General features: G+C 70.4%; 15 protein-coding genes and 2 pseudogenes. 9 read left to right on the top strand and 8 right to left on the bottom strand.

The genetic code is table 11. The features are described from left to right. A partial coding sequence (locus tag KGQ19_RS42685; RefSeq protein WP_212020279.1) for a ribonuclease FAU-1 family protein occupies positions 1–334 on the bottom strand: 334 nt, incomplete at its 3' end. Between the two features lie 150 nt (positions 335–484). Here KGQ19_RS42685 and KGQ19_RS53165 point away from each other — a divergent pair. From KGQ19_RS53165 to KGQ19_RS42670, 3 genes and pseudogenes are all read left to right on the top strand, one after another. Further along, positions 485–1,174 (top strand): annotated as a pseudogene (locus tag KGQ19_RS53165) (lysophospholipid acyltransferase family protein); the annotation flags it as partial. 491 nt (positions 1,175–1,665) lie between these two features. Continuing rightward, a complete protein-coding gene (locus KGQ19_RS42675; protein ID WP_212020278.1) occupies positions 1,666–2,076 on the top strand; it encodes a DUF6401 family natural product biosynthesis protein in 411 nt (136 codons plus the stop codon). A 98-nt stretch (positions 2,077–2,174) separates the two neighbouring features. Continuing rightward, positions 2,175–2,555 (top strand): VOC family protein, encoded by a 381-nt coding sequence (locus KGQ19_RS42670; RefSeq protein WP_212020276.1) that lies wholly within the window; start codon positions 2,175–2,177, stop codon positions 2,553–2,555. Positions 2,556–2,711: 156 nt separating this feature from the next. Here the strand turns inward: KGQ19_RS42670 and KGQ19_RS42665 are convergent, their stop codons facing one another. Together KGQ19_RS42665 and KGQ19_RS42660 are read right to left on the bottom strand one after the other, a co-directional pair. Further along, entirely contained in the window at positions 2,712–3,527 is an 816-nt protein-coding gene (locus KGQ19_RS42665) for a mechanosensitive ion channel family protein (RefSeq protein ID WP_212020275.1), read from the bottom strand. Positions 3,528–3,691: 164 nt separating this feature from the next. Continuing rightward, positions 3,692–4,330 carry a TetR/AcrR family transcriptional regulator gene (locus KGQ19_RS42660; RefSeq protein WP_212020274.1) on the bottom strand — a complete coding sequence of 213 codons (639 nt, stop codon included), beginning with the start codon at positions 4,328–4,330 and terminating at the stop codon, positions 3,692–3,694. A gap of 108 nt (positions 4,331–4,438) precedes the next feature. Between KGQ19_RS42660 and KGQ19_RS42655 the strand changes: the two genes are divergently transcribed. After that, positions 4,439–5,221 (top strand): SDR family NAD(P)-dependent oxidoreductase, encoded by a 783-nt coding sequence (locus KGQ19_RS42655; protein ID WP_212020270.1) that lies wholly within the window; start codon positions 4,439–4,441, stop codon positions 5,219–5,221. Positions 5,222–5,271: 50 nt separating this feature from the next. Here the strand turns inward: KGQ19_RS42655 and KGQ19_RS42650 are convergent, their stop codons facing one another. The 3 genes from KGQ19_RS42650 to KGQ19_RS42640 all read right to left on the bottom strand — a co-directional run bounded on the left by KGQ19_RS42650 (position 5,272) and on the right by KGQ19_RS42640 (position 7,625). After that, positions 5,272–5,772 (bottom strand): GNAT family N-acetyltransferase, encoded by a 501-nt coding sequence (locus KGQ19_RS42650; RefSeq protein WP_212020269.1) that lies wholly within the window; start codon positions 5,770–5,772, stop codon positions 5,272–5,274. Positions 5,773–5,858: 86 nt separating this feature from the next. After that, entirely contained in the window at positions 5,859–6,383 is a 525-nt protein-coding gene (locus KGQ19_RS42645; protein WP_212020267.1) for a putative immunity protein, read from the bottom strand. A gap of 69 nt (positions 6,384–6,452) precedes the next feature. Further along, complete coding sequence (locus KGQ19_RS42640; protein WP_212020266.1) at positions 6,453–7,625, bottom strand: trans-sulfuration enzyme family protein; 1,173 nt, start codon at positions 7,623–7,625, stop codon at positions 6,453–6,455. A gap of 110 nt (positions 7,626–7,735) precedes the next feature. Here KGQ19_RS42640 and KGQ19_RS42635 point away from each other — a divergent pair. From KGQ19_RS42635 to KGQ19_RS42625, 3 genes and pseudogenes are all read left to right on the top strand, one after another. Continuing rightward, positions 7,736–8,200 (top strand): annotated as a pseudogene (locus tag KGQ19_RS42635) (Lrp/AsnC family transcriptional regulator); the annotation flags it as partial. A gap of 148 nt (positions 8,201–8,348) precedes the next feature. Continuing rightward, complete coding sequence (locus tag KGQ19_RS42630) at positions 8,349–10,382, top strand: M3 family metallopeptidase (protein WP_212020264.1); 2,034 nt, start codon at positions 8,349–8,351, stop codon at positions 10,380–10,382. Between the two features lie 69 nt (positions 10,383–10,451). Next, positions 10,452–10,979, top strand: a complete 528-nt coding sequence (locus KGQ19_RS42625; protein ID WP_212020263.1) for a hypothetical protein — start codon at positions 10,452–10,454, stop codon at positions 10,977–10,979. A 36-nt stretch (positions 10,980–11,015) separates the two neighbouring features. Here KGQ19_RS42625 and KGQ19_RS42620 read toward each other — a convergent pair whose 3' ends face one another. Then, positions 11,016–11,474 (bottom strand): GNAT family N-acetyltransferase, encoded by a 459-nt coding sequence (locus KGQ19_RS42620; RefSeq protein WP_212020261.1) that lies wholly within the window; start codon positions 11,472–11,474, stop codon positions 11,016–11,018. Between the two features lie 55 nt (positions 11,475–11,529). Here KGQ19_RS42620 and KGQ19_RS42615 point away from each other — a divergent pair, with 55 nt between their 5' ends. Together KGQ19_RS42615 and KGQ19_RS42610 are read left to right on the top strand one after the other, a co-directional pair. Further along, positions 11,530–12,531, top strand: coding sequence for an ADP-ribosylglycohydrolase family protein (locus tag KGQ19_RS42615; protein ID WP_212020260.1), 1,002 nt, complete (start codon positions 11,530–11,532; stop codon positions 12,529–12,531). Next, positions 12,528–12,704 (top strand): hypothetical protein, encoded by a 177-nt coding sequence (locus KGQ19_RS42610; protein ID WP_230420315.1) that lies wholly within the window; start codon positions 12,528–12,530, stop codon positions 12,702–12,704. The genes KGQ19_RS42615 and KGQ19_RS42610 overlap by 4 nt, the downstream gene beginning before the upstream one ends. Here the strand turns inward: KGQ19_RS42610 and KGQ19_RS42605 are convergent. After that, a complete protein-coding gene (locus KGQ19_RS42605; RefSeq protein ID WP_212020259.1) occupies positions 12,692–13,120 on the bottom strand; it encodes a pyridoxamine 5'-phosphate oxidase family protein in 429 nt (142 codons plus the stop codon). The two genes, KGQ19_RS42610 and KGQ19_RS42605, sit on opposite strands and share 13 nt — an antisense overlap. Positions 13,121–13,166 lie beyond the last annotated feature (46 nt).

Genomic DNA, 13,166 nt, shown 5'->3' with positions numbered 1-13,166 from the left:
CATCGGGGGCGTCGGGGGCATCGGGGTAGACCGTCGCCGGGCGCGCGACGTCGCAGTACCAGCCCTTGAGCTCACCGGCCGCGGTGCGGACCTCCTTGATCGAGTACCAGCGGCCGCGCCAGTAGTGCTCGGTCCACACGTCGCCGGGCTCGAACCGGGCGAAGACCTCGCCGGCCAGCACCATGTCGCGGGGCTCGTCGCCGAACCACGGCGCGACGACCGCGAGGTGTTCGCCGTCGTCGGACCGGACCACGGCCGGATACTCCACATCGGGCCGCGGCGCCTTCAGCAGCCGGACCGTGACCTTGCTGCCGGGCTTCAGCGGAATGTTCATTACGCTCACGTTTCCCCTTTTAGCAGATACCGGATCCCCCGGGCCGAGGTGCGTCTCGAGCTCCGAGGAGTGGCGGTAACTTACGGTGAAGTAGGTTAGGGTCCTCCTGTGGCCGAACGCGAATACGTTTATCCCCCGGTGATCCGGGCCATGAAGGTTGCTTTCCGAGCGCTCGACCTGAAGGTCGAAGTCCGCGGAGCCGACCGGATCCCGCGCTCCGGCGGGGCGGTGTTGGCCAGCAACCACATCAGCTACCTGGACTTCATCTTCGCCGGGGCGGCCGCACTGCCGGCCCGCCGCCGAGTGCGGTTCATGGCCAAGAAGGAGGTCTTCGACAACCGGATCTCCGGCCCCCTGATGCGGGGCATGCGGCACATCCCGGTGGACCGCGAGGCCGGTCTGTCGTCGTATCGGCAGGCGCTGGAGTGCCTGAAGTCCGGCGAGATCGTCGGCGTGTTCGGCGAGGCCACGATCAGCCGCTCGTTCATGATCAAGGATCTGAAGAACGGCGCGGTGCGGATGGCCCAGGCCGCCGACGTGCCGCTGATCCCGGTGGTGCTGTGGGGCACGCAGCGGATGTGGACCAAGGGCCGGCCGAAGAAACTGTTGCAGCGGCACGTGCCGATCACCGTGCTGGTCGGCGAGCCGATGTATCCGAAGAAGGGCCAGAACTCCGCCGAGCTGAGCGCCGAGCTGCACAAGCGGCTGAGCGCGCTGCTCGACGAGGCGCAGTCCACCTACCCGGACAAGCCGGCCGGCCCGGCGGACTCCTGGTGGCTGCCCGCGCACCTCGGCGGCACCGCGCCGACGCTGGAGGAGGCGGCCGAGTTGGACGCCCGGGACAAGGCCGAGAAGGCTGAGAGCGCCGAAAAGGCCGAGAACGCCGCGAAGGCCGAGGACCCGTCGAAGTCTGAGGACGCCGCGAAGGCCGAGAACGCCGTGAAGGCCGAGAAGCCCCAGAAGGACAAGGACGCCAAGCCCGCGACGGCCGCCGCCTCGACCCCGGCCGCCCCCGCGACCACCGCGCCGGCGCCGGCCACGGCCACTCCGGCCGCTTCAGCCGCCCCGGCTACTACGGAGACCGGTGGCGACCAGGAGCCGGACGCGGAACCGGCCGACGCGCCCGACCCCGACAAGGCCCCGGCGACCGCGACCGCGGCTGCCACTGGGACCGCGGCCGAGGACTCGGCCGAGAACCCCGCCGAAAACGGCTGAAACCACCCCATCAGGTGCCGACGGAACCCGGCCGTTCCGGCTACCGTCGGCACCTGTCCAGTTACCCAGTAAAGTCCCCTTTGACGCGCCATGACCTGGCACTTTACCGTCAACGCATGGACTTCCCGCCGCATGACGACGCGCCCCCGCTGGCGTCCCCGCTGGCCGGTGTCGTGGCCGCGTTCATGCCGCGCCTGGCCGAGTTCGCCTTCGAGCCCGGCCTGCTCGCCGCGATCGACCAGCACGCCGCGGCCGTCTGCGACACCCTGAGCTCCGAACCGCTCGAAGCCTTCGAAGCGCTCGAAGCCCTCGCAGCCCTCGAAGCCCTCGAAGCCTTCGAAGCCTTCGAAGCGCCGATCCCAATGCAGCGCACCGTCGGCCGCGAGGAGCTGACCGACTACGTGCTGGGCTTCAACGACGTGCTGGCCGAGAAGGGCTGGGAGGAGCCGGTCGGCTACGACTTCGCGACCCTGCGCCTGACCGCCATCTGCTGGCTGGTGCGCGAGCAGGACCTGCTGGCGTTCTGAACCCCACGGCATGATCGGCGTGCCCAGCGTGCCCAGCGTGCCCGGGATGCCTGGCGCGCCCTCTAGCCGAGTGCCGAGCCGATCGGACAGGATCAAGCATGCGATCCCGACGTGCAGGAATGTGGTGGGGTACTGCGATCGAGGCCCCGGACCCGGCCGTCCTGGCCCGGTTCTACTCCGAGCTGCTGGACTGGCCGATCGGCCACGAGGAACCCGGCACGGCGATCGTCGCAGCCGCCCCCGAAGGCCCGTACTTCGTCTTCCAGCAGGCCGACGGCTTCCACCCGCCGACGTGGCCGCCGGTCGAGGGCGAACAGCGGCCGATGCTGCACCTCGACTTCCAGGTCGGGGACCTGGACGAAGCGGTCGCCGAGGCCGTCGCGCTGGGTGCCGTGCCCGCGGAGCACCAGCCGCGGGAGAACGTGCGGGTGCTCTTCGATCCGGCGGGCCATCCGTTCTGCCTCTGCTGCGACGACTGAGAACCGCGGCCCGGCAACCGGGCAACCGGGCAACCGGGCAACCAGGCAACCAGGCAACCGGCAGGCAAAAACAGCAAGAAGCGAAACGGAGGACGCGGGCCCCGGAACCGGAACCCGCGCCCTCCCGTCACGCTCACCTGCGCGCCGGCACCGGCCTCACGCCGACGTGCCGGCCCCGGCCTCGCCGCCGTAGGGCCCGGACCGCTGCGTGTCCGTGACCGGCTGCCCGGCCTGCGCGTCGGAGCGGCCCTTCTGGTAGGCCAGCGCGTTCTGCTGCACCGACCCCGAGACCCGCGTGGTCTCCTGCTCGGCCTTGGTCAGCATGCGCTCCCAGCGGGACCGCATCGGCTGGATCAGGCCGCCGCCGATGCCGACGATCGCGATGCCGGCCAGCGAGAACAGGACCGCGTTCAGGATCGGCCCCAGGACGAAGGTCGCGACGCCGATCTGGGCCAGCGCCGCGATGGCGCCGAAGAAGGCGATGAAGCCCCACGCCACCCAGCCCAGCGCCTTGCCGTAGGAGGCGGCGGACAGGATGTTGGAGACGAACTCCTTGGCGACGTTCGCCAGCCACATCGCGACGACGACGATCACCAGGGCGACGATCGCCTTCGGGATCCAGGCCACCACACTGTGGATCATGGTACTGATCGGATTGTCGCCGAAGACGCCCAACGCCAACTGCAGGAACACCAGCAGCAGACCGTAGTAGACGACCTTCACCAGGATCGCGGTGGTGTCCCACTTGGACCCGGACAGGAACCGGCCCGCGCCGGCCTTCTCGGCCATCCGCTCCACGCCGATCTTGCGGAGCACGGCGTCCAGCACCTTGGCGATCGCCTTGCAGATCAGCCAGCCGACGAACATGATCACGGCGAACGCGATCAGCTTCGGGATGATCCTGGTCACCGAGGTCCAGGCGTTTGTGATGCCCGAGCCCCAGTCGACCGATATTGCGAGTCTCGGTCCCATGTGGGTTCCTCCATCGATGCGGTGACGGGGCAGATCCCCACATCGTTGGTAACACCCGTATTCCGGCGTCGCACTTCAGGAGGCTGGTGCTGGTACTCCGGTCAGGTGGCGGGGACGCTGTGACGCGGGGTGGTCCTGCGGCGCCGGGTGTCGGGTGCCGAGCGTCAGGCGTCAGGCATCGATGCGAGTGTGTGTTCGAACTCGCCGAAGGCTTCAAGTCCGGCCCGGCCTGCGGCGCGCGACGCGCCGATCCCGTGCAGCAGGGTGTCGATGACCCGGGTGGCCAGGGCGTCGATCGCGGCGTCGCCTTCCGGGGCCTCGAGAGCGGCTTCGTGGATGAGGGCGTAGTAGACGCGGCGTACCCAGTCCAGGTCGGCGTTCGCCGGGATCTCACCGGCTTCTTGCAGGCGGACGAACAGACGCTCGCACCGGGCCCACACGTCGTCGTGCACGCGCGCGACCTCGGGGGCGTCATTGGGCAGGGCGCCCATGGCGAAGCCCCAGCCGATCTTCACGCGGAGCACGTTCACCGTGACCTGATAGAGGGCGACGGCCGGCGGCGCGGTGTCCGGCCGGGCTGCTTCCACGGCCTCGTGGAACCGCTGGGCCGCCCAGGCACCGAGCGCTGAGATCAGCGCCTCGCGGGAGGCGAAGCGGCGGTGGACGGTGGTTCGCGCGACCCCGGCAGCCTCGGCGATCTGCTCCATCGGCGCTGCCGGGTTCGCGGACAGGACCCGCTCGGCGGCTTCGAGGATCGCTCGCACTGTTCGCTCGGTGTCGGCGCGGAGCGGCTTTGGGTTCACCGCTCCATGGTACGCCAGTGCAGCATCTCGCTCATGACTTGCGACACTGATGACGCAAGTTGTAGCTTAGACGCATCAGAGAAGATGCGTCTAGCACCGGAGAACGCCATGGACCTGCACCTGAACGGCAAGACCGCCCTGGTCACCGGAGCGAGCCGGGGAATCGGACTGGCCATCGTCCGATCCCTGGCCGCCGAAGGAGTGCGCGTCGCGGCCGCCGCCCGCACCATCACCCCGGAACTGACAGCGACCGGCGCGACCCCGATCGCCGCGGACCTGTCCGATCCCGACGCCGCCGACCGGCTGGTCGCCGCGGCCGAGGCCGCACTCGGCGGCATCGACATACTGGTCAACAACGTCGGCGGCGGCGACGGCGGCCTGAACGGCGGCCTCCTCGACCTCACCGACGCGCAATGGGCCCAGGTCATAGACCTGAACTTCCTGGCCACGGTCCGCGTCACCCGCGCCGCGATGCCCGCGCTCGAAGCCGCCCGCGGCGCGATCGTCAACGTGTCATCGGTCAGCGCCCGCGTCCCGCACAGCGGCCCCATCCCCTACTCGGCGGCCAAGGCGGCACTCACCGCGTTCGGCAAGGCCCTGGCCGAGGAGTTCGGGGCGCGCGGGGTGCGGGTGAACACCGTCTCACCGGGCCCGGTGCGCACTGCGATGTGGGAGAGCCCGACTGGCTACGGCGCCGAGCTGGCCAAGACGATGGGCGTGCCGCACGCCGACTTGTTGGCGGGGCTGCCCGCCGCGACGGGGATGCTGATCGGGCGGCTGGTTGAGGCCGACGAGGTCGCGGGGGTTGTCAGCTATTTGGTGTCGCCGCTGGCCGGCGGGATCGTCGGGGCTGATTACTTGATCGACGGGGGTCAGGTTAAGGCTGCTTAGGGTGGCGGGACGGCTGCTCGGCGGGGAGCCTTCGAACCGGCGGATACCGCCTAATCGACAAGCGAGCTCCGCCGCTCCAGCAGCACCACATCCCGCCACACCCCGGCGGCGCTCTTGCCGATCCGCTGCTGGCGTCCGAGGACGCGGAAGCCGTGGCGTTCGTGGAGGGCCAGGCTGGCGGTGTTCTCCGGGAAGATCCCGGCGTTGATGGTCCACACCCCTGCTGCCTCGGTGGAGGCGATCAGGGTACTGAGTAGGTGGTTGCCGATGCCGCGGCCTCGCGCTTCGGGGGCGACGTAGACGGAGACGGAGACGACGCCGGTGTAGCAGGGGCGTTTTGAGACTGCGGAGACGACGATGAAGCCCAGGATCTTGGCGTCTGGTGCTGTTGCCGCGAAGCGGTGGTCGGGGAGCTTGTCGGCGTCGAAGGCGTCCCAGGTCGGGGCTGCCGTCTCGAAGGTGGCGTTGCCCTCGTCGATGCCCTGCTGGTAGATGCGCAGGACGTCCTCGGCGTGGGCGGCCGTCAGCGGGACGATGGCTGTCTCGGACATGATCGTCAGAGTAGGGGCGAGTGGTTTCCCCTGTGTTTCGGTGGGCGCGTCGGGGCCCCGTGGGGTGAATCAGTCGTCGAGGTGAATCAGTCGTCGAAGACGTTCCAGCAGATCGGGCTGCGCCGCCGCTGATCGTCCAGGACCAGCTCGCGGAGCTCGGCGGGGATCCGCTCCCGCTGCCAGTCGCGCTCTGCCGAGCGTGCCGACTCCGCATCGTCGGCGGCAGCCGCGGTGGCGGCAGCGACGGCGGCCCGGATCCCGTAGGCCGCGGCCCCGAGGTCGTGGGCCGCGACGTGCGCGACGGCCACCGCCTGCCCGGCTGCCAGGGCGGCGAACTTCGCCGGGTCCGGGCGGCCCTTGGCGGCGGCGTTGGCCACGAAGGCGGTGTTGTGCGCGTCGGTCATGCGCACCTCGCCGCGGATCCAGGCGCGGCCGACGGCGATGGCGTCCCGGGGGCGGGAGTCGTCCGGCTGGTCCTGTTCGAACAGGGGCAGCACGTGTTCGGCGCACTGCGCGGCCCACTCGGCGAGCAGGCGGTGGTGCTCGTCCGTCAACGTTCCGCCGCGCCGGATCGTGATCAGTCGGGGGTCGCGCTCGGGAGGCAGGATCATGGCTTCATCTTCGCGCTTCGGGGAAGCTCTGCGCGCCTGCCAACCGCCTAAAAACCGCCTCCGAACCGCCTAAGAACGCAGTGCCCGCTCCAAATCCGCGTACAGATCCTCCGGATCCTCCAGTCCCACCGAGATCCGGAGCACCGAGGCGTGCGGCTTGGCGGCGGCGGCGACCGGCCGGTGGGTCAGCGAGGCCGGGTGCTGGATCAGGGTGTCGACGCCGCCGAGCGAGACGGCGTGGGTGATCAGCCGGACCGAGTCCGCGACCCGGGCCGCCGCCTCGTAGCCGCCCCGCACCTCCATCGCGAAGACCGCGCCGGGGCCGGTCATCTGGCGGCCGACGAGGTGCTGCGGGTCGCACTCCGGCAGGCCCGGGTAGTAGACGCGCCCGACCGCCGGGTTGGCCAGCAGGCGGTCGACCAGCTTCTGCGCGTTCTGCGACTGGTGCCGGACGCGGAGCGGGAGCGTCTGGAGACCGCGGTGCAGCAGGTAGGAGGACAGCGGGTGCAGCACCGAGCCGGTGATGGCGCGGATCGGCCGCAGCCGGCCGGCCCACTCCTCGGTGGTGGCGACCGCGCCGGCCAGGACGTCGCCGTGACCGCCGAGGTACTTGGTGGCGCTGTGCACGACCAGGGTGGCGCCGAAGTCGGCCGGCCGTTGCAGGACCGGGGTGGCGAAGGTGTTGTCGACCAGCAGCGGGACCTCGCCGCACTGCTCGGCGACGCGCGCCAGGTCCAGCAGCTCCAGCGTCGGGTTCCCCGGCGTCTCCAGGATCACCAGGCCGGTGTCCGGGCGGCGGGCGGCGGCGATGCCGTCGGCGGCGGCCCAGGTCACCTCGGTGCCGAGCAGGCCGCTGGCCAGCAGGTGGTCGCTGCCGCCGTAGAGCGGGCGGACGGCGACGACGTGCCGCTTGCCCTCGGCGGCCACGGCCAGCAGGCAGGCGGTGATCGCGGCCATGCCGGAGGCGAACGCGACGGCGGCCTGCGTGTCCTCCATCCGCGCCAGCGCCTCTTCGAACCGCGCGGTCGTCGGGTTCCACAGCCGCTGGTAGACGTGACTGCCGCCGCTGATCGGGGTGCCGCCGGTAGCCAGCGCCTCGTAGCTGTCGCCGCCCAGACCCACGCTCGGCAGCGGGTTGGTGGTCGACAGGTCGATCGGCGGGACGTGGACGCCGAGGGCGGCCAGGTCGTCCCGGCCGGCGTGGACGGCGACGGTGTCGGGCAGTGCGGAAGCGGGCAGCATGCGGCCATTGTCGAAGATACATCGGTGGCGTGGAAAGTATTGAGAACAAGATTCTGAATCCGGCCTGAGACTCATTGAAATATTCAGAACGGCCGACGATACTGGCCGTCATGCCGAACGATGTGCGAGCTCCGCGAACGGTTCTGGACGACACCGACCGGGCGATCCTGGCCGTGCTCTCCGCCGACGCCCGCACGCCGAACAACGCGATCGCCGAAGCCGTGGGCATCGCGCCCTCGACGTGCCTGGCCCGGATCCGGACGCTGCGCGAGCGCGGCGTGATCCGCGGGTTCCACGCCGACATCGACCCGGCGGCGCTGGGACGCGGGCTGCAGGCGATGATCGCGGTGCGGCTGCGGGCACACACGCGGGAGCGGGTGAAGGAGTTCATCCGGGACGTGCCGGGGCTGCCGGACGTGGTCGGGGTGTGGCACGTCGCCGGGGCCGACGACTACCTGCTGCACATCGCCGTGGCCGACTCCGACGCGCTGCGGGACTTCGTCCTGGAGCACCTGACGACGCACCCGGCGGTCGGCCACACCGAGACCAGTCTGATCTTCGGGCATCTGCGCGGGGCGGTCGGCGCGGTCGCCCCGAACAGCCCGGCCACCTCAAGTGGCCCGGCGGGTTCGGCGAGTCCGAGCGCCCCGGCGGGTCCCGGAGCAGCGGTAACCGACTAAACCGCTACATGCCCACTACCGATCGGCGGCTAGAGTCGGAGGCGTGACGACTGAGAACCCGTTCTTCCGCGGCAGCACGCTGCCCTACGAATTGCCGCCGTTCGCCGATATCCGCCTGGAGCACTACAGCCCGGCGTTCGACGCCGGCTTCACCGAGCACCTGGCCGAGATCAAGGCGATCGCCGAGAGTCCGGAGCCGGCGACCTTCGAGAACACGATCGTCGCCATGGAACGGGCCGGCACGCTGCTGAACCGGGCCGCGCTGGTGTTCTTCGCGCAGACCTCCTCCGACACCTCCGACGCCCTGCAGGCGCTGGAGCAGGACGTCAACCCGCGCTGGGCCGCGCACATGGACGCGATCAACCTGGACGCGGCGCTGTTCGCGCGGATCGACGACCTGCACGAGCGGCGCGAACAGCTGGGGCTCAGCGAGGTCGAGCAGCGGCTGCTGGAGAAGCACCACCTGAACTTCGTGCGCGGCGGAGCGAAGCTCTCCCCGGCCGACAAGGACCGCTTCAAGCAGCTCAACGAGCAGCTGGCGGCGCTGTCCACGGACTTCGACCGCAACCTGCTGGCCGCGAACAAGGCCGGACAGCAGGTCTTCGACTCCGCCGAGCAGCTGGCCGGGATGTCGGCGGACGCGGTCGCGGCGGCGAAGGAGAACGGCGAGGCGGTCGGGCTGCCCGGCAAGTACGTCATCTCGCTGAAGAACTTCTCGAACCAGACCGAGCTGGCCGCGCTGGACGACCGCGAGGCCCGGCACCGGCTGCTGACCGCGTCGCTGGAGCGGGCCTGGGAGACCAACGGCCCGATCGCGGTGCGGATGGCCAAGCTCCGGGCCGAGCGCGCCGCGATGCTGGGCTTCGGCTCCTACTCCGAGTACGCGGTGCAGGACCGCACGGCCAAGACCACCGCGGCCGTCGAGGACCTGATGACCCGGCTGATCCCGGCGGCCGTGGCGAACGCCGCCAAGGAGGCCGAGGCGCTGCGGGCGCACCTGCCGGCCGGGCAGAGCCTTGAGGCGTGGGACTGGACGTACTACTCGGAGAAGGTGCGCCTGGCCGAGTACGACGTCGACTCCGAGGCCCTGCGGCCGTATCTGGAGCTGGACAGCGTGCTGGTCAACGGTGTCTTCCACGCCGCGGAACTGGTCTACGGCGTCACCTTCGAGGCCCGGCCGGACCTGGTCGCCTACCACCCGGACGTCCGCGTCTGGGAGGTGTTCGACGCCGACGGCGCCGGCATCGGCCTGTTCCTCGGCGACTTCTACGCCCGCGGCTCCAAGCGCGGCGGCGCCTGGATGACCAACTACGTGGACCAGTCCGGCCTGCTCGGCCAGGCCCCGGTGGTGGTCAACAACCTGAACGTGGCCAAGCCCCCGGCGGGCGAGCCGGCCCTGCTGACCTGGGACGAGGTCCGCACCCTGTTCCACGAGTTCGGCCACGCCCTGCACGGCCTGTTCTCCGACGTGCAGTACCCGACCTTCTCCGGCACCAACACCCCGCGCGACTTCGTCGAGTACCCCTCGCAGGTCAACGAGATGTGGGCGGAATGGCCGGACGTCCTGGCCACCTACGCCAAGCACTACCGCACCGGCGAGCCGGTCCCGGCCGACCTGCTGGAGCGGATGGCCGAAGCCGACAAGTTCGGCCAGGGTTTCGCCACCGTGGAGATCCTCTGTGCGGTGATGCTGGACTGGGCCTGGCACACCCTGCCGGCCGGCACCGACCCCGGCGACCCCAAGGAGTTCGAGGCCGCCGCCCTCAAGCGCTACGGCCTGCTGGTCCCGGAGATCCCCTCCCGCTACCGCAGCAGCTACTTCTCGCACATCTGGGGCAACGACTACTGCGCGGGCTACTACTCGTACTTGTGGAGCGAGGTCCTGGACAAGGACACGGTCGACTGGTTCAAGGAGGGCGTGGCACAGGGCCGGTCCATCCGCGAGAGCGGCGAGGCCTTCCGGCGCGCGGTGCTCTCGCGCGGCGGGAGCGTGGACCTGATGGCCGCGTTCGCCGAGTTCCGGGGGCGCGCGCCTGAGGTGGAGCCGATGCTGCGGGCTCGGGGGCTCGCCGACTGAGGACCGGTCCTCAGTACATGTAGTTACCCTCTGCCGCACGGCACGTTGTAGCGGCAGAGGGGGATCCCCGTGGAAGAACGCAAGATCTCGAAACCCGACCTGGTCATCGCGGCGATCGGCCTGCTGGCCTTGATCTCGATGTTCCTACCGTGGTGGCGGGCTGACTACACGACTATCTCCGGCGATGACAATGAGACGCGCTGGCATGAGACGGTCAACGGCTGGAATGAATCGTCGGTGAGCGGCCTGGACCACATGATCACCGGGCCGCTCGTCTGGATCCCGATGATGACGCTGCTGGCCCTCGGCATCTCCGCGCTGGGCCGCGTCCTCGCCCCGTCGGAACGACTGTCGGACAAGGGCTTCCACCTGGTGGTCGCAGTCCTCGGAATCCTGGCCACAGTGTTGTTGGTCGTGCGTTGGCACAGCTACTACCTGCCGTCGGGGCCCACCAACGGCGACACCGAGATTTTCGCGGGCCCGGACGACGGCACCTTCCTCGGCGTGCTCTGCTGCTTCGCAGTCGTGGTTGTCAGCCTCCTGGCACTCACCCCGATCGCGAATCTGACGCCGACTCAGCAGCCCTCGGAGGACTAGCCGGGCGCGAAACGCGTATCAGCCCAGCTTCAAGCATCAGCCCAGCTTCAGCTTGAACCCGACGTGCGTGGGTGCGAACCCCAGCCGCTCGTAGAACCGGTGCGCGTCGGGCCGCTCGACGTTCGACGTCAGCTGCACCTGGCGGCAGCCGGCCCGGCGCGCCTCCTCGATGGCCCAGCGCATCATCTGGGTGCCCAGGCCGCTGCCGCGTTCGGCGGCCTCGACGCGGACGGCCTCGATCATGGCGCGCTTCAGTCCCTGCTGGGCCACGCCCGGGATGATGCTCAGCTGGAAGGTGCCGACGGTCTCGCCGTCCCGCTCGGCGACGATCAGGCGCTGGTTCGGATCGGCCTCGACCTCGGCGAAGGCCGCCTGATAGGGCGCGAGGTCCGCGGCGTCCTCGCGGGTCGAGCCCAGCTTGTCGTCGGCGAGCAGGGCGACGATCGCGGGCAGGTCGGCGCCGGTGGCGTCGCGCATGATCAAGGAGTCGGTCATAGCTCGGCACTGTAGCTGGCAGACTGACATCGAAGGCCAGCGGGAGGGGATCACATTGTCGGCCACCGGTTCGATGTTCGGGCTCGCGTTCGGGGACTGCATCGGCAAGCCCACGGAGTTCCAGCGCTTCGACGAGATCGTGCAGCTGTACGGCCCGGCGGGGCCGTCGGACTTGTCGCCGGACGGCTATGTCACCGACGACACGCAGATGGCGCTGGCGGTCGCGGACGCGCTGCTGGAGCAGCCCGCCGACCTGCCGATCGGGCCCTTCACCGAGTCGGTGATCAAGCACTTCCTGGCCTGGGCGATCTCCCCGGACAACAACCGCGCGCCGGGCATGACCTGCCTGCGCGCCTGCGGCAACCTGGCCGACGGCCAGCCCTGGCCGCGGGCGACGCAGCGCGGCTCGAAGGGGTGCGGGGCGAACATGCGCGTCACCCCGATCGGCCTGGTCCCGCACCTGCCGGAGCCGACCGTCGCCGGGGCGTCGCAGCTCCAGGCGGCCCTGACCCACGGCCACGCGACCGCGCTCGCCGCCTCGGACCTGACCGCGTTCGCGACCCGCTGGCTGCTGCGGGGGATGGCGCCGGCGGACTTGATCCCGGCGCTGCGGCAACGCTGCCGAGAGCAGCGTCACGTCTACCACGGCGACTGGCTCGGCGACGACCTGTGGCGCATCCCGCACCGCGACTCCCCCGAGGAATTCATCGAGTACGGCTGGGACGAGTGCGCGGCGGTCCTGGACCGGCTCGCGGAGGCGGCGGAGCAGCCCGATCCGGCCGCGGACCCGTGCCTGGCCACCGGCGAGGGCTGGATCGCCGAGGAGGCGCTGGCGACCGCGCTTCTCTGCTTCCTGATGTACCCGGACGAGCCGGTCCGCGCCCTCGGCCGGGCGGCGGCGACCGGCGGCGACTCGGACTCGATCGCCGCACTGGCCGGGGCGTTCCTGGGGGCGCGGCACGGCATCGAGGCGTTCCCGGCCGACTGGCCGCAGCGCATCGAGTACCGCGACCGCCTGGCGCGCGCCGGCGCCGCCTGGGACGCCGGCCGATCGTGAACCGCACGGTGTTCGAGGTCTGGCGCCAGGACGACAACGGCAACCGCTATCTGTTGTCCGCCCACGCCGATCGCGCGGCGGCCGAGGCCGTGGTGGCCGAGATGGAGTCCGGCGTGCAGCACAAGCAGCTGTACTTCGTCGTGGCGCGGCCCGCGCCCGGTCAGCCCACGTAGACCTTGTTCGGCTCGATCACCAGCCCGGCCGTGAACAGCTCGCCGAAGTTCTCGGGCGTGTCGAACATGGCGCCCATCCGCTCCACGTACTTGGCGAGGAACGCGGGGTACTCGTGCGCCCGCGGCAGGCTGGGATCGTGCCGCGCCACGCCCTCCAGCCGCACGATGTTGCGGCCGATGTCGGTGACGTCGAGCCCGAGGCTCACCTTCGGATTGGCCGCGATGTTGGCCAGCTTGGCCTTGTTGGCCCGGCTGTAGACGACGATCGTGCCGTCCTCCCGGGCCAGGAACCACACCGGCACGGTGACCGGCTGACCGTCCGGCCGCACGGTGGTCAGCCAGACCATCAGGTTGCTGTTCAGTCGGGCCAGGACGCGCTGCCGGTCGGCTTCGGGGAGGTGATCCAGAAGTTCCATGGCGCAGTTCTATCGGGAAGACCGCCGACGCGCCTCACATTCGGGA

This window comes from Catenulispora pinistramenti, assembly GCF_018274385.1.
In the GTDB taxonomy this organism is placed as follows: Bacteria; Actinomycetota; Actinomycetes; order Streptomycetales; family Catenulisporaceae; genus Catenulispora; species Catenulispora pinistramenti.
This window is presented reverse-complemented; position numbering and strand designations above follow the sequence as displayed.